The organism is Pedobacter sp. P26 (genome assembly GCF_050632135.1).
Taxonomy (GTDB): Bacteria; Bacteroidota; Bacteroidia; order Sphingobacteriales; family Sphingobacteriaceae; genus Pedobacter.
In genome coordinates this window covers 4,920,377-4,936,291 of sequence record NZ_CP192574.1, presented here as the reverse complement: position 1 = coordinate 4,936,291, position 15,915 = coordinate 4,920,377, and the positions used below count along the sequence as shown (strand labels likewise).

Below are 15,915 nucleotides of genomic sequence, written 5' to 3'. Positions count from 1 at the left end.
CTGTTTCTCCTATTAATTTTATTCCATAAATTACCTCTATCATTGATGTTATTTTACAAATAATTATTAATCAGCATTTTAACTGCTTTCGCATTTCCATCCAGCTAGGCCATAGCACGATATCCCCGTTCTACTTAAATCCGGCCTAACAAATTTTTCGGCCTGTACTGTCCAAGCCAACCTACCAGCTTCGAAAGAAAAATTTTCAGCCGGCAGTTTTTGTTTCTTTTTGATGCCAAAAAGAAAGAGCCCTTCGGCGGCGGCGAGCCGAGGCAAGACCGCGCCCTTGGACAAGAGAAGACAATTATACGTCACATATTGATTTTAAACAATAAGTTAACCCGCAGGATGACAATTAGAAAGGCCCTCCTCTCGATCCGATAACTACCGGATGGAGAGGAGGACCTTAAACTGATTATACGACTTAGTGTCGTCTGTTATTTTGAGTGATAGATTTTATCATTACCACTATAATCCAGCCACTTAAAACTAGCTGTATTATCGCTCTGTTGGCCGGAAGACGTTGCGTACAATGCGAACAGCGATCCGATAAATCCGCCTGCAGCCTGTGTGCTTAAATATTTACCGTCAACATCGTTTTTTAAAGTAAGCCAGCCTTCGTTCCCTTGTTTATATTTAAAATCGTATAAACCTCCCTTAGCTTCAATTTCCAGCTGTATCGCTGCCGATGGATTTGAAAGTGGTAATTCAGTAATCAATACCATATTTCCGGCCTTTTTATCACCTTTAAAAAGCTGAATAACTGTTTTGTTTTCTTTGATGGATTTGCACATAAAGTAAAAATTAAATTCTCCCTGGAAAATCATTAGTCCTGCTTTCTCATTTTCGGATTTCGGGGTGAATTGAAGCGCTGTGCTTGGCCGTACAGAATGTATGCTGCTGACGTTTTCCAAGAAATGCCGGATTGGCTTTCTCCATACAGGTTTCAGGCTTAAGTTTCATCGTGAACCCATTTTTCTTGCTTAAGCTATACCATGAACTGTCGTTTTTCCTTAAGAAAAGTAAAGATTGGTCTAGTTTGTTATCAAATGTAGTCCTGTACGAAAAGTTCCCGTTTTGTGGTGGCGCGTCTGCTTGCTTGATTTCCTTGTAATCCGCTGCATACTGATATTGAACTTCCTTCAAATTGGGGTTAATTACAGGCCATCCATTTGTCCATTTAACCGGTGCAATAAAGGTTTCTCTTCCGGTGTTGTAAAAATTTCCTTCGTATGGACGCACGGCAAGAAAAATAGCGTAAGTTTTTCCATCAGGTCCTTCCACCAGTTCTGCGTGACCAGTTGAGGTTATCGGATTCGGACGGTTTGGATCCAAGTCACGTTGGGTTAGGATTGGATTGTTTTCATAAGGAACATAAGGGCCGGTAGCTGACCGGCTTCTAAGAATAACCTGGGAATGATTTACACTTGTTCCACCCTCAGCAGCACATATATAATACCAATCTTCGCGTTTAAAAATGTGTGGTCCCTCAATCCATACCGGTTTTTTAGAAATATCCACTCCGCCATTTACAAGTAAATGTTCTTCTCCGCTAACTTTGAGTGTTACAGGATCGAATTCATACGTCCGGATGGTACGGTGGCCACTGTAAAGTGGTTTATTGTCCAGGGCATCACTATTGTAAACGATATAGGCTTTATCCTTATCGAAAAATAAAGATGGATCGATTCCTTTTACTTCGCGAAGCCATACAGGGTCGCTCCATGGGCCTGCAGGATTTTTAGCAGTCATGACAAAATTTCCACCCTTATCTATATTAGTACAAGTCATATAAAAGGTTCCTTTATGGTAATTAATAGATGGTGCGAACAAACCACGTGAGGTTCCATCGCCCAGAAAAGTCATCTGCGTATTTCGCTCAATTACATTTCCAATCTGTTTCCAGTTTTTTAAATCCTTGCTGTGAAAGACAGGGATGCCCGGAAAATAGGAAAAAGTAGAATTAACAAGGTAATAGTCAGTACCTACTTTAGTGATACTTGGATCTGGATAAAAACCTGCAAGAATTGGATTTGTAAATTTTATTTGTGCAAATGCTTGAGAGGTGAGGCATAGCAAGAATAAATAAAGGATTTTTTTCATAATTGTATATTTGGCTATTGAAGAAAATATGCTCAGGCTTTTTGTTGATTTTTTATGCTTAATATCAAACTAAAAGTTGCGGCATGTATTTAATGATGTAAGTTTTCTGTTTTTAAGGTTTCGCTGATCCCCAATTCGAGTCCCCGCAGTTCGGCAAGTCCTTTCAGTCTTCCTATAGCAGAATAGCCAGGGTAAGGGCTTTTATCCAGATCATCAAGCATTTGGTGGCCATGATCAGGGCGCATATAGATAGATCTGTCCCCGGCGCGCATAAGTTTTACGATTGCAGTAACCAAAACACTCATATCTGCATTTCCTTCCAGGTGGTTGGCCTCATAAAAATTGCCATTATCCTCCCGTTGAACGCTTCGCAGATGTAGAAAATATATTTTGTTTCCCAACCGTTCAATCATTCCCTTTAAGTCATTATCTGGCCTGGCACCAAAAGAACCACTACAAAAACAGATTCCGTTGGAGGGCGCAGGCACAGCTTTTAATATTTTATGCGCATGCTCTTCTGTACTCATAATTCTTGGCAAACCTAAAATCGGGTAGGGAGGATCATCCGGATGAATGGCCAACTGTAGCCCGCTTTGATCAGCTGTGGGGGTGATTTCCTGCAAAAAACTGATTAAATTATTGCTCAGTATCTCTGCAGAAATGTTTTTATATCCTTCCAGTAAAGTAAGCACCTGATCTTTAGTGAAATGGTCTTTACTTCCCGGCAGGCCCTGCAGGCAATTACTCATTAAAGTGCGCTGTTCTTGTGAACTGAGTTTAATAAAGTAGCTTTTGGCATCTTCCAATTCCTGTGGCGTATAGTCATTGGCTGCTCCGGGTCGGTTTAACAAATAAAGGTCAAAAGCAATGAATGCGGTTTTCTCAAATCTTAAAGCAAGTGCGCCGGTGTGGGTTTTAAATTTCAAATCGGTGCGCATCCAGTCTAACACCGGCATGAAATTATAGGTAATTACTTTGATTCCGCAATTTGCCAGATTTTTCAGACTGATTTTATAATTTTCAATCCATAGCTGATAACTGCCCTGCCTCTTTTTTATATCTTCATGTACGGGCAGACTTTCGACCACTTCCCAGGTCAGTCCACTAGATTCAATAATCGCCTTACGGGCCAATATTTCTTCCTCCGGCCATATTTCTCCGACGGCGATGTGGTGTAAAGCAGTTACCACTCCTGTACAGCCTGCCTGCAGAATATGGGCTAGTGTAACAATATCATCGGGCCCGTACCAGCGCATTGTTTGGGTCATTTTCATAGCAGATGGGTATTGTTTTGAAGTATCTTTTGATCGCTTATCGTCATATTTTTAATTTGCTTTTGTAATTTGAGCGGCAATATTTTTCCACTTCTGTAATGGTGTGTTTCATATTTTGTTTTTAGGCTTGGTTCCATAATAAAATTGCCTGCATTAATCTAAACTTTTCAATGCAATCGATTGCTAAAAATGCTGTATAACTTTTAATTTTTTCTTAGCTTAGTGAAGTTTAAGGTCAATTATTTTTTGAAATATGCTCTGGTTAGGTTTCTTTTTGAAAAGAATCTATAACCTAAGTTCATTAAAGATTTTTAAATAAATGATGATTTGTCCCGCTCAATGGTGTTTTTGAACATTTTTTGCATCAATATAATCAATGGTTCCATCATCTTGCGGTGCGATGCACTTAAGTTTGTAGTGATAATTAATTCTGGCGGGTAGTCAATTAATCCTGCCAATCAACTCTAACCAACTAAAATGAAACGATTAATCTCCATTCTGACAACACTGATTTTTATTCAAACTGTAGTTTTCGCGCAAAAGCAGATTCCTGCGGCTCCTGCAGGTTTCGATCTTAGTCAGGCAGAAATCCCCCACGGAAAAATAGATACGATACAATATGCATCAAAAACGGTCGGAACAACCAGGAAAGCCACCATTTATTTTCCGCCAGGTTATCTGAAAACTAAAAAATACCCGGTTTTATACCTGCTCCATGGCATTGGTGGGGATGAAAAGGAATGGCTGAATGGAGGGAAACCTCAGGTCATTTTCGACAACCTGTACGCTTCGGGCAAGCTTGAACCCATGTTGGTTGTGATGCCAAACGGCAGGGCGATGAAGGATGACCGTGCCACAGGAAATATTATGGCTCCGGAAAAAGTTGCTGCCTTTGCAAACTTTGAAAAGGACTTACTTCTTGATCTGATTCCATACGTGGAAAAAAATTATCACGTTTTTAAAGACAGGGAGCATCGTGCCATTGCCGGATTGTCTATGGGTGGGGGACAGTCTTTGAATTTTGGATTGGGCAATCTGGATACATTTGCCTGGGTTGGTGGCTTTTCTTCTGCTCCAAATACCAAGGTGCCTGCAGAATTGTTACCAGATCCGGCAAAAGCTAAAGCTACGCTTAAATTGCTTTGGATTTCTTGCGGTGATAATGATAGATTGCTAAATTTCTCTCAGCGTACCCACGAGTATCTCGCAGATAAAAATGTGCCACATATTTATTATATCGAACCAGGTGTGCATGATTTTAAAGTATGGAAGAATGATTTGTACCTGTTTAGTCAGCTGTTATTTAAACCTGTTGATCAGGCTTCTTTCCAAAATTATAGTCTCAACCCTTAATACCTGATTATTATTCTTCTCCATGAAAAATTTTGCGATACTGCTGCTATTAATCCATGTTGTTCTCTCAGGTATTGCCCAGCAAAAACCAAAATTAAAATTATGGTATAATAGCCCGTCCGGAAAAATTTGGGAGAACGCATTACCTGTTGGTAATGGGCGGCTTGGTGCAATGGTTTATGGAAATGTTGTTAATGAAATTATTCAGTTAAATGAGCATACCCTGTGGAGCGGTAGCCCAAACAGGAATGATAATCCTTTAGCCTTAGACTCTCTGGCCCGCATTAGGACGCTTATTTTTCAGGGTAAACAAAAGCAGGCAGAATTGCTCTCCAACAAAGTTATTATCAGCAAAAAGTCTCAGGGGCAGATTTTTCAACCCGTTGCAGATTTACACCTGGATTTTGCCGGCCATGAAGCTTATACAAACTTTTATCGCGAGCTGGATATCAGTAATGCGGTAACCACCACCAGTTATAAGGTAAAAGACGTGGTTTATACCAGACGTGTTCTGGCCTCAATGGCCGATGGTGTGATTGCGATAGCGCTTCGCTCAAGTAAACCAGGTGCGTTAAGCTTTACATCTTCATTATCTTCCCTGCATCCTGGTGCGAAAATCAACACGCAAGTGCCAGGGCAAATTGAAATTACCGGGACCTCAAGTACACATGAAGGTGTACCGGGCCTTGTCCGTTTCAATGGGATCGCTGCATTTAAAAACATTGGTGGGAAAATCTCCCGCACGGAGGGTACAATTGTTGTCGAAAATGCCGACGCGGTAACTATCTATTTATCTATTGCCACAAACTTTATCAGTTACAAAGATATTAGTGGGAATGAAAAGTTAAAGGCCAGGGAAATGTTAAACCGTGCATTCCCGAAAAAATTTGAGGCGATTTTAAAAGCTCATCAATTACAATATCACAAATATTTTAATCGGGTAGATTTATCCCTAGACGCTGCGGATTTTGAAAATGTGCCTACTGATGTCAGACTTAAGAATTTCAATTCCGTTAACGACCCGCAGTTTGCAGCCCTGTATTTTCAATATGGACGCTACCTGCTCATTTCAAGCTCTCAGCCTGGTGGTCAGCCTGCTAACCTGCAGGGTATCTGGAATAATAAATTATATCCGGCCTGGGACAGTAAGTATACTATTAATATTAACGCAGAGATGAACTACTGGCCTGCGGAGAAAACAAATCTGGCCGAATTGCATGAGCCTTTTTTGAAAATGGTTCAGGAAATGGGAGAAACCGGAAAGCAGACAGCCCACGATATGTATGGTGCCAGGGGATGGATGGCGCATCATAATACCGACATCTGGAGAACTACCGGCGCTGTTGATGGTGCGTTCTGGGGAGCATGGAGCCATGGCGGAGGTTGGGCCAGTCAGCATCTGTGGGAGCATTATCTTTATAGCGGAGATCAGGCATTTCTTAAATTAGCCTATCCAACCTTAAAAGGAGCGGCAATGTTTTATGTTGATTTCCTGGTTAAAGACCCTAAAAGAGGCTATCTGGTCATTAATCCGGATATGTCTCCGGAAAATGCTCCTGCAGCACATCAGGGCTCCTCGCTTGATGCAGGTACCACAATGAGTAATCAAATTGTATATGATGTTTTCAGCACCGTCATCCGTGCAGGAGAAATTTTAGGCGAAGATAAAGCGTTTGCAGATACCCTGAAAAAAATGCGCAGCCAGCTCCCGCCAATGCAGGTTGGGCAATATGGCCAGTTGCAGGAATGGATTGATGATATTGACGATCCAAACGATAACCACCGGCATATATCTCATTTATATGGCCTATTCCCCTCCGCTCAAATATCGCCATACCAAACACCTGAATTGTATTTGGCAGCCAAAAAGACGCTAATCCAGCGTGGCGATGTTTCTACAGGTTGGAGTATGGGATGGAAAGTGAACTGGTGGGCAAGACTATTGGATGGAAATCATGCCTACAAACTTATTCAGAACCAGTTAACGCCCGTGGGTGGAAACCGGGCGGGTGGCGGCACTTACAATAATCTTTTTGATGCGCATCCGCCTTTTCAGATTGATGGCAATTTCGGATGCACTTCTGGTATCGCAGAGATGCTTATGCAATCAGATAATGGCGCCATTCAACTTTTGCCTGCACTTCCCGATGTGTGGAAATCAAATGGATATGTTAGTGGTTTACGGGCAAAGGGAGGATTTGAGATTGTTAAACTGGAATGGGTAAATGGCATGATTACTAAACTGGTGATTAAATCGAACCTGGGTGGAAATTTACGGATCAGGGTGCCTAATGAGTTAAATTTATCGAAACTTGAAGCCAGAAATGCCACTGGTGAGAATCAAAATCCTTTTTTTTCACGACAAAAACGCCAAAACCGATAGTTTCCAAACTGGCATCTGGGGGATCTCTTGATTTGCCAGAAACTCAATTATATGATATTAAAACAGATGTAGGAAAAGTCTACACCCTGTTAAAAAAATAAAATGATTATAACACACTAATATGATTCGTAAACCAAATCTGAGAACCTTAGCGAGAAAGCATATTTTTTACATCTTAGGTTTTATGATCAGCTGGACTGCCAATGCAAATGGCCAGGATAGATTATATGCCAATGAATTCCCTCTTCAGTCAGTTCGTCTTTTAGATGGACCCTTTAAACATGCCCAGGACCTGAACTTAAAAACACTGCTCGAATATGATGTTGACAGATTGTTGGCGCCTTACCTGAAACAGGCTGGCCTGACGCCTAAAAAGAGCTCGTATAAAAACTGGGACGGTTTGGATGGCCACATAGGAGGCCATTACCTTTCTGCCCTGTCAATGACTTATGCCGCAACCGGAAATGTAGAATGTAAGAAAAGATTGGATTATATGATCAAAGAGCTCAAAGCCTGTCAGCTTGCTAATGCCGTAAATCATCCCGGCTGGGCTACTGGATATGTTGGAGGCGTACCTAACAGTGCTGAGATCTGGTCAACTTTCAAAACAGGTGATTTTAAAGCCTTCAGTAAAGCCTGGGTTCCCTGGTATAACGTTCATAAAATGTTCGCAGGTCTTCGCGATGCCTGGTTATATACAGTAAATGAAGATGCCAAAAAAATATTTATAAACTTTTGTAACTGGAGCCTGGATATAACTGCCAAACTATCGGATGAACAAATGCAAAGTATGCTTGGTTCCGAACAAGGTGGAATGAATGAGGTTATTGCAGATGCTTACGAGATTACCGGAAATAAAAAGTATTTAAATGCTGCTATGCGTTTTTCTCATCATCAGCTACTAGAGCCAATGTCGCGCAGAGAAGATAATCTCAATAATAAACATGCCAATACCCAGGTACCAAAGGCTATTGGCTTCCAGCGCATCGGAGAGTTGTCAAATACGGATGTTTATAAACGTGCAGGTCTCTTTTTTTGGGAAACCGTTTCCCATAACCGCACACTCGCTTTAGGAGGAAACAGTAGAAGAGAGTTCTTTCCAAGCCCGGCTTCTGCGCCTGATTTCATCAATGATGTAGAAGGGCCGGAAAGCTGTAATACCTATAACATGCTCAAGCTTTCTGAAGGACTTTTCCGTGATCAGCCGCTAGGGAAATATATGGACTTTTATGAAAAAGCTTTGTTTAACCACATTTTGTCTGCCCAACATCCCGTTCATGGTGGCTATGTTTATTTTACGCCCGCCCGCCCGAGGCATTATCGTGTATATTCTGCTCCAAACAAAGCCATGTGGTGTTGTGTGGGGAGTGGAATGGAAAACTATGGTAAGCTGGGGCAGGTAATTTATACCCACAGTAAAGATTCACTGTTTTTGAACTTGTTTATAGCTTCGCAGCTTGACTGGCAAAAAAAAGGCATTAAAATCGTACAAAAAACTAATTTTCCTGATGCTGAAAAAACCAGAATCGAGATTGAAAATGGGGATGCAGACTTTACTTTTATGGTAAGATATCCGGCATGGGTAAAACCAGGACAGCTAAAAATATGTGTCAATGATAAAGAAGTTAAAAGCGATGCAGATGCCTCATCTTATGTTGGAATAAAAAGACGCTGGAAGAAAGGAGATGTTGTGGAGATTGAACTGCCTATGCATACCAGCCTGGAGCAATTGCCGAACCTGCCGATTTATAGCGCAATCCTTCACGGGCCGATATTGCTTGCTGCGAAAACCGGGACACAGGATTTGAAAGGACTTGTAGCTGATCAGAGTAGATGGGGGCATATTGCCAGTGGCGAAAAACTACCCGTTGATCAGGCACCAATATTGATCGCGAGCGGGGCCGGTCAGGTGATCTCCAGCGTAGTGCCTGAGAAAGACAGAGCAATGCAATTCAACTTTGCCAACCTCAAAATCATTAATCCTGCCAAGTTAGCGCTTGAGCCATTTTATAAAATCCACGATTCCAGGTATATGATGTATTGGATGACCCTGAACGAGGACCAGTACAAGAATTATTTAGATTCCCTGCAAGCTTTGGAAAAAGGAAAACTTTTACTTGAAAAAAGAACGGTTGATTTTGTGGCACCAGGAGAACAACAGCCGGAGGTGGACCACCAGTTGCTTCAAACTGGTTCCCAAACGGGAACTTTCTCAGACCAGTTCTGGCGTTCGGCCAATAATGGTGGATATTTTAGCTATCTGCTTGAAACAACAGGGGAAACCGAGCTTAAAATTTCGCTTAAATACTGGGGCGCAGAATGGGGAAAGAAAGTTTTTGATATTTACATTGACGATAAAAAACTGCTGACCTTAGATAATTCAGAAAAATGGAATACTTCTGAATTCAAGACTGAGGAATATGCAATACCTCGCGAGTTGCTTTCGGGAAAGAAAAATATCAGGCTTCGGATTCAGACTTCGCAGGGAAATACATCGAGTGCAATTTATTATATACGCCTGCTTAAGAGTGTTGATAATAAATAACGAACTCTAAATAGAACATTTAATCAAAATTAAAACATGAAAATATTAATTGGGCTCATCGGCCTGGTTATGTGCTGCAAAGCCGGCATAGCACAAACCGAAAATTATAAATTGCTTAGCCCCAACAAAAACCTGGAGCTGGTGTGTAGCCCGAAAAAATTAAATTACACTATTTCATATAAGGGCAAGCTGGTGCTTGCTGATTCAAAGCTGGGCCTCGTGCGTGAGGATGAGGATTTCTCTAAAGGACTTGTATTAACCAAAGTATCTAAGCCCACCACGGTGAGCCAAAATTATACGATGGTGAATGCAAAGAAAAGTTCCATCATTTATAAAGCCACCCAGACAACTTTTGAATTTAAAACCCTTAAAGGGAGCCGGATGAACATTATTTTCAATATTTCTGATGACGGGATAGCATTCAGGTACGAGTTTCCTGAAAAGAATAAAGACTTAAAACGAATAACAAAAGAGTCGACCAGTTTCCGTTTTTTAGATGGAACCATGGCCTGGATGCAACCTAAAGCCGATGCACAAACGGGGTTTGAACACACTAATCCATCCTATGAGGCTCATTATAATATGGATATACCGGTGGGAACGCCATCAAGCAGTTCAAATGGCTGGGTGTATCCGGCTTTATTTAAATCAGGTCAGGTTTGGATGCTCCTCACCGAAGCAGATCTGGGACGGGGCTACTGCGGAACCTCGCTTGCCCAAAAATCGGTTAATAATGAGTATTTGGTTAACTTCCCTCAGCCAGCCGAAGGTATTCCTGATGCTGCTATACTTCCTGAATCGGTTTTGCCCTGGAAATCGCCATGGAGAATTATTGCCATTGGTGATTTAAAGGCAATTTCGGAATCTACCCTGGGAACTGATCTTGCCCAGCCAGCTATAGCAATGGATAAAGCATTTATTCAGCCTGGAAAGGCCGCATGGAGTTGGGTGCTGGAAAAAGATGCCGCAACGATCTATCCCGTGCAGAAAAAATATGTTGATTATGCGGCCAGCATGAACTGGCAATACAGTTTAATCGATGCTAACTGGGATAAAACCATTGGGTATGATTCTATTGCTGTGCTTGCCAAATATGCAAAAGAAAAGCATGTTGGCCTGCTCCTTTGGTACAATTCTGCCGGAAACTGGAATACCGTAAAATTTACGCCCAGAGATCAACTGTTAACTCATCAAAGCAGGGTTCAGGAATTTGCCCGTTTAAAAGAAATGGGGATAAAAGGCGTAAAAATAGATTTTTTTGCGGGAGATGGACAGTCGATGATAAATTATTATCGGGATATTTTGGAAGACGCCGCCAGTTATCAATTACTGGTCAATTTTCACGGCGCCACCCTGCCAAGGGGACTACAGAGGACCTATCCTAATTTGATGACCGCCGAAGCAGTATTTGGATACGAAATGATTTCCTTCAGCCAGGATGCAGCAAATAAAGCCCCTTCTCATGCTGTGATGAGTGCGATGGTGCGTAATGTATTCGATCCGATGGATTTTACGCCAATGGTGTTGTATAAAATCCCAGGGATAAAAAGGATAACTACGCCGGCTTTTGAACTGGCTACCTCCGTTATTTTTCTCTCAGGTATACAGCATTTTGCAGAAACACCTTCCGGTATGTCTCATGTTCCTGATTTTGTTAAAACCTTCCTTATGGAATTGCCAACCAACTGGGATGATACCCGGTTTATTGACGGTTACCCAGGACAATTTTATATCGTAGCCAGAAGAAGCGGCAAAAAATGGTATGTCTCTGGTATTAATGGCGAAAATAAACAAAGAGACTTATCGCTTAATTTAGCCTTCCTGGCAAATAAAAAAGCGAAGTTGATTTTTTCAGAAGGATCTGCTGAAGTTAATTTAAAATCTAAGGAAATAACAGTGGGCTCTGATGGGAAATTGGGTTTAAGCTTAAAAGGGAATGATGGTTTTACACTGGTTTTTGAAGATTAATTAGCGACTGGAAACTTATTGTCGTCCTATTGAGATTGCTTCGTTTATTATAATATCATTCCTGTAAATAATTGATTATCAGTGTTCTTTAAGGCCTCATTCATATTTTTTTAGGAATAAGGCCTGATGGTTACTCGCAAAGACGATGCAGTGGAGAAAAGATTAAGCACCAAGACACAAAGAGCAACAAAATATTAGGCGCAATACCTTATATGCTCTTACATTTCTTATATGGTGAAAAACTATAATAAAAGTAAGGCCCTGAAACAAGTTCAGGGTGACGGACCGAAAGAATAATCGTCCTGGCGAGAAGGCTTTTTCAGCCGACAGCCTGCCCCGATTTTCGGGGAAGCAATCTTTATCGTAAGGATCGCTGGCATAAAAGATTGCTTCGCAATGACGACATTTCTATTTGAATCTGTTAATGGTAGAGGTTAGAATTTTTCAAATACGTCGGACGGTTGATGACAGATATACAAGGGCGTCATTTCGACCGGAGCATAGCGAAGTGGAGAGATCTATCAGAACAGATTTTGCTTCGCAGAGCCTTCGGGTTCTCGACTGCGTTACCGATGTAAAATCGGTACAGGTAGCACTCCGCTCGAAATGACGGTAACACGAGAGAATTTTTACTTGTAGATTAATTACTGTCATTTATATTGATTTATACCATAAATTATCCTTCAGGATTACATTCTTTATAATGGTACAGTCGCTATATTCTCTAATTATAATCCCGGCTTTTAGTTAATTCTTTCAGCGATTGAAGATCATGTACCGGGCGCTCAATTTCAAATGGAATCTCCCTTTTACTAAACTGCTGGAAATACAGCAGACAGGCATCCTTCCAAATTTGAGCGTCTCTACACTGTGTTCGGAGTTTAGATTGTACCGCTGAGAAACGTTCGCTGTCTATTGCGCCGTCCATTCTATCCCAGTCTTTTTGAAAGGACCTTACCTTATTAACACCCCGGTCATAACGCATACAGAGTTCAGTCCACAAATCATTTCCACTTTTCAGGCGGTAAGACCATGGTACGTGATGAAACCAGAGCAGATACATTTCCGGACAGCTGGAGAGGTTATTGAAGGTTGAACTTAATGGCTCATGATATTGGTCAACCGCATCACTTCCGCTACGGGTTCTGTCAAAACCTATGCCGCCGGCGTCTGCCTTATGGTAATAAACAGAAGTCCAGTCTGCACGGATTTTATCATTAGAAAACCATGGCGCAGGACCATAATGATGACCCTCGGCAAAAATATGGTGAAGTCCCAGTGGCATCATATAATCAACGGCTGCATCTCTGCTCTCCATCATCATCCTTTGAGTGGTTTTGACAAAGTTGGCGTCGGTTTTTTTGCTTTATTATCAAGGAAAGTCTGTTTTATCCATTCCGCTGCTATCACTTTGCTCTCTAGTTTGTTATTCCAGGCCAGGCGTCCGAATGCATACCAGTTGGCCTGGGCAAAAATATGTCCGGTCCAATTTGCGTCATTACCGATGTTAGCCACTCCTGCAATGGCGGTAAAATCAGTTTTGCTTAATGAGCCATCGGTACAGGCGGCAACTGTGCTGCCCTTCCCATTTTTATAAGTGTCACTATTTAAACACTCTTCCCATAAGGTAGAGAGGAAAACAAGTTGTTTTGAGCCACCCAGGTACTCCTGGGTAATTTGAAATTCAGGCATTACCGGTGTCTTCGACATTCCTCCGAATAACGGGCTGAAAGGTTCTCTCGGCTGAAAATCAAGTGGGCCATTTTTTACCTGTAAAATTACATTTTTCCTGAACGCTCCATCCAGCGGTAAAAATTCTTTATAAGCTTGTTTGGTTCTGTCCTCGGGAGATGGATTGTAAACAAAAGCGCGCCACATCACGATTCCATCGAAAGGAGCCAGGGCATCGGCCAGCATATTTGCCCCATCAACATGGGTTCTGCCATAATCCTGTGGTCCGGGTTGTCCTTCACTGTTTGCCTTTACCAGAAATCCTCCGAAGTCAGGGATGAGTTTATAAATTTCTTTCACTTTATCCTTCCACCATTGCTGAACCTGGGGATCTAATGGGTCGGCTTTTTAATCCTCCAATAAGTACAGGCGAAGAAAAATTAACTGATAAATAGGTTTTTATACCGTAAGGGCGTAAACGCTCAGCGATCGCCATTACTTTCTCCAAATAAGGTTTAGAGAGAATTTTGGCAGATGCATTGACATTATTTAACACCGAACCATTGATGCCGATAGACGCATTTGCTCTTGCATAGGCTGTCCATTTCGCTTTATCCTGCTCCGTAATACCCAGTCCATTTTCTTTTTCTCCCCAGAATATTGAATGACCAGCATAACCTCTTTCAACGCTGCCATCCAGGTTATCCCAATGATTGAGGATTCTTCTGGAGTAGGATGGGTTTGAAATAAAATTGCGCTGCGGGAGGTTTAGGTATTGTCGCCTCAGTAATTCGTAGGCACCGTATAATAAACCCAGTTCTGTACGGGCATTGATTGCTGATTCTTCCAGTTGGAATCCATCGCCTTTGATAGCCGGATTTTTGCTTAGGTTAAGTTTCAAAACCATATTCTCCTTGCCAAGCCAGCCTTTTGTGAGTTCATCTGTTGCAAGGTCTACAATAGAAGAGTGGACCGGGCTGGAAATACTAACTTTGATTCCAGAACCATTTCGAAGCCATAGTGCGTGGCCATCCTCAGCTTTTAATATTGTTGCTTGTGTTAGCATCAGCAATGCAACAATAATTATCCTTTTAATATATGCCATTTTTCTTTCTATATTTGCTTTAAAGTATTTGATCCAATTTTCCGGGTTGTTTCCCGAGTCTTCATGTGATCATATCAGGCTTAAAATGCCTGGATGTTTAACGCTGCTGAAAACGCCACCAGTCTACATCAATTGCAGTAGAGGTGTCACCCCCGGATACCAAAAGATACAAATCTTGTTTACCTTGAATAAGTTCGGCTTTTGTAGAGCATAGTTGTAAGCCGGCTGACTTATCGCCGGAAGAAACCAGTTTTGCAATTTGTTTTCCACCTAAACTGCCTATACGAACTTCCAGGCTCGTGCCCGGTGAGAGACCACTTACCCTTGCGCTAAAATCTTTTGGACCTTTTTTTCCAAAGTCTACCCCTTGAATTTTGATCCAGTTGTTATTTTTCATAGCCGAAATCTGCATCCCACCATCATCTGTATTTTTGGTCATAATCCCGTTTTGATCCTGCAAGGTTTCTGCCTCGTTTCGTTGATAAGGATTTACTGCGCCAATTTGTGTCACACCGTTTTCGGTATAAATCACCTGGGCGATTGTACCGTCAGCATTATAATTTAATTCTTCTATGGCCAGGTTTCGTTTGTAAACCGGAGGGATGCCTTTTTTAATAGCGACAACCCTGTTATGATAGGCATGGTACCACTTTCCTTTAAATTCAAATATCCCGTGGTGATTATTGTTGTTATTATTAGGCGGTTGTGCGCCTATAACGCCTTTGTAAACAAATCCAGTGGTTGGACTTTTACTCATCATATAATCGATCCTCATTTCTGCTTTCGGATTTGAGGAATAGGAGAAATAATAGTTTCCATTTCGTTTATGCATCCATGAAGCTTCAAAAAAGGAAGGTACATGAAAAGAAGTTGCCTGGCCGTTTACGCTGATCATATCTTCATTAAGTTTAATTACCCGCATATTATCTTCACCATTCCCCCCAAAATATAAATAAGCCTGTCCGTCATCATCTAAAAAGGCCATTGGATCGAATAACCACATGTTTTTTGCAGGCTGTACGCCAGGGGTTTCATTGTCAATTAACTTTTTGCCCAATGGATCTTTGAATGGACCAATTGGAGAGGAGGATGTGGCTACGCCAATCCCAGATCCGCCATTACCAAAATAAAGATAAATTTTACCATTTCTGGCAATAACTGAGGGTGCCCAGGTTCTATTGGCCCAGGATACATCACGGGGTGCCTCAAAAACGACACCGTGATCTGTCCAGTTTTTCATGTCACTGCTTGAAATACAAACAATCGATTTCATTTTATATCCACTATCCTTATCATCTGAATTGTCATCATCATTGGATGCATATAAGTAAACTCTTCCGTTATACACCAGTGTAGCGGGATCTGCCAGGTGCCGGTGGCTGGCAATATGATCATCGGCAAAGGAATTTTTTGCCAACGTGGATAACAAACAAAACAGGAGCGCGAGTTTAAAGTATTTTTGGTTTAATTCTTTCATAATAGTTGTTTTAACGTATTGTCGATTATTTTATCG

General features: G+C 41.5%; 10 protein-coding genes and 1 pseudogene. 4 read left to right on the top strand and 7 right to left on the bottom strand.

Translation table 11 applies throughout. From position 1 onward, the window contains the following. Window positions 1-437 precede the first annotated feature (437 nt). The 3 genes from ACQ86H_RS22895 to uxuA form a co-directional block, all read right to left on the bottom strand. Window positions 438-914, bottom strand: a complete 477-nt coding sequence (locus ACQ86H_RS22895; protein WP_431292611.1) for a hypothetical protein — start codon at window positions 912-914, stop codon at window positions 438-440. Beyond that, window positions 841-2,103, bottom strand: coding sequence for a family 43 glycosylhydrolase (locus tag ACQ86H_RS22890; protein ID WP_431292610.1), 1,263 nt, complete (start codon window positions 2,101-2,103; stop codon window positions 841-843). Before ACQ86H_RS22890 ends, ACQ86H_RS22895 begins: the two co-directional genes overlap by 74 nt. Before the next feature lie 89 nt (window positions 2,104-2,192). Further along, window positions 2,193-3,377 carry a mannonate dehydratase gene (gene uxuA, locus ACQ86H_RS22885; RefSeq protein ID WP_431292609.1) on the bottom strand — a complete coding sequence of 395 codons (1,185 nt, stop codon included), beginning with the start codon at window positions 3,375-3,377 and terminating at the stop codon, window positions 2,193-2,195. 477 nt (window positions 3,378-3,854) lie between these two features. On the opposite strand from uxuA, the gene ACQ86H_RS22880 reads away from it, so the two are divergent. From ACQ86H_RS22880 to ACQ86H_RS22865, 4 genes are all read left to right on the top strand, one after another. Beyond that, window positions 3,855-4,730 carry an alpha/beta hydrolase gene (locus tag ACQ86H_RS22880; protein WP_431292608.1) on the top strand — a complete coding sequence of 292 codons (876 nt, stop codon included), beginning with the start codon at window positions 3,855-3,857 and terminating at the stop codon, window positions 4,728-4,730. A gap of 22 nt (window positions 4,731-4,752) precedes the next feature. After that, window positions 4,753-7,113: a glycoside hydrolase family 95 protein gene (locus ACQ86H_RS22875; RefSeq protein WP_431292607.1), complete on the top strand. Its 2,361-nt coding sequence runs from the start codon at window positions 4,753-4,755 to the stop codon at window positions 7,111-7,113. Window positions 7,114-7,234: 121 nt separating this feature from the next. Continuing rightward, window positions 7,235-9,658: a beta-L-arabinofuranosidase domain-containing protein gene (locus tag ACQ86H_RS22870; RefSeq protein ID WP_431292606.1), complete on the top strand. Its 2,424-nt coding sequence runs from the start codon at window positions 7,235-7,237 to the stop codon at window positions 9,656-9,658. 36 nt (window positions 9,659-9,694) lie between these two features. Continuing rightward, window positions 9,695-11,626: a glycoside hydrolase family 97 catalytic domain-containing protein gene (locus ACQ86H_RS22865; protein ID WP_431292605.1), complete on the top strand. Its 1,932-nt coding sequence runs from the start codon at window positions 9,695-9,697 to the stop codon at window positions 11,624-11,626. 724 nt (window positions 11,627-12,350) lie between these two features. On the opposite strand, the gene ACQ86H_RS22860 is transcribed toward ACQ86H_RS22865, so the two are convergent. From ACQ86H_RS22860 to ACQ86H_RS22845, 4 genes and pseudogenes are all read right to left on the bottom strand, one after another. Next, window positions 12,351-12,950 (bottom strand): hypothetical protein, encoded by a 600-nt coding sequence (locus ACQ86H_RS22860; protein WP_431292604.1) that lies wholly within the window; start codon window positions 12,948-12,950, stop codon window positions 12,351-12,353. Further along, entirely contained in the window at window positions 12,947-13,141 is a 195-nt protein-coding gene (locus ACQ86H_RS22855; RefSeq protein WP_431295457.1) for a hypothetical protein, read from the bottom strand. The genes ACQ86H_RS22860 and ACQ86H_RS22855 overlap by 4 nt, the downstream gene beginning before the upstream one ends. Window positions 13,142-13,171: 30 nt before the next feature. After that, window positions 13,172-14,204: pseudogene (locus tag ACQ86H_RS22850) on the bottom strand (alpha-glucuronidase); the annotation flags it as partial. A gap of 295 nt (window positions 14,205-14,499) precedes the next feature. Next, the gene (locus ACQ86H_RS22845; protein ID WP_431292603.1) at window positions 14,500-15,879 is read right to left on the bottom strand and encodes a glycoside hydrolase family 43 protein; all 1,380 of its coding nucleotides are present in this window, start codon (window positions 15,877-15,879) and stop codon (window positions 14,500-14,502) included. Window positions 15,880-15,915: the final 36 nt, after the last annotated feature.

What these genes read in the sequence shown, in the direction of transcription:
- ACQ86H_RS22875 (WP_431292607.1), top strand. Translation starts at nt 4,753, where the DNA reads ATGAAAAATTTTGCGATACTGCTGCTATTAATCCATGTTGTTCTCTCA.
- uxuA (WP_431292609.1), bottom strand. Translation starts at nt 3,377, where the DNA reads ATGAAAATGACCCAAACAATGCGCTGGTACGGGCCCGATGATATTGTT.
- ACQ86H_RS22860 (WP_431292604.1), bottom strand. Translation starts at nt 12,950, where the DNA reads ATGATGATGGAGAGCAGAGATGCAGCCGTTGATTATATGATGCCACTG.
- ACQ86H_RS22890 (WP_431292610.1), bottom strand. Translation starts at nt 2,103, where the DNA reads ATGAAAAAAATCCTTTATTTATTCTTGCTATGCCTCACCTCTCAAGCA.
- ACQ86H_RS22880 (WP_431292608.1), top strand. Translation starts at nt 3,855, where the DNA reads ATGAAACGATTAATCTCCATTCTGACAACACTGATTTTTATTCAAACT.
- ACQ86H_RS22865 (WP_431292605.1), top strand. Translation starts at nt 9,695, where the DNA reads ATGAAAATATTAATTGGGCTCATCGGCCTGGTTATGTGCTGCAAAGCC.
- ACQ86H_RS22845 (WP_431292603.1), bottom strand. Translation starts at nt 15,879, where the DNA reads ATGAAAGAATTAAACCAAAAATACTTTAAACTCGCGCTCCTGTTTTGT.
- ACQ86H_RS22870 (WP_431292606.1), top strand. Translation starts at nt 7,235, where the DNA reads ATGATTCGTAAACCAAATCTGAGAACCTTAGCGAGAAAGCATATTTTT.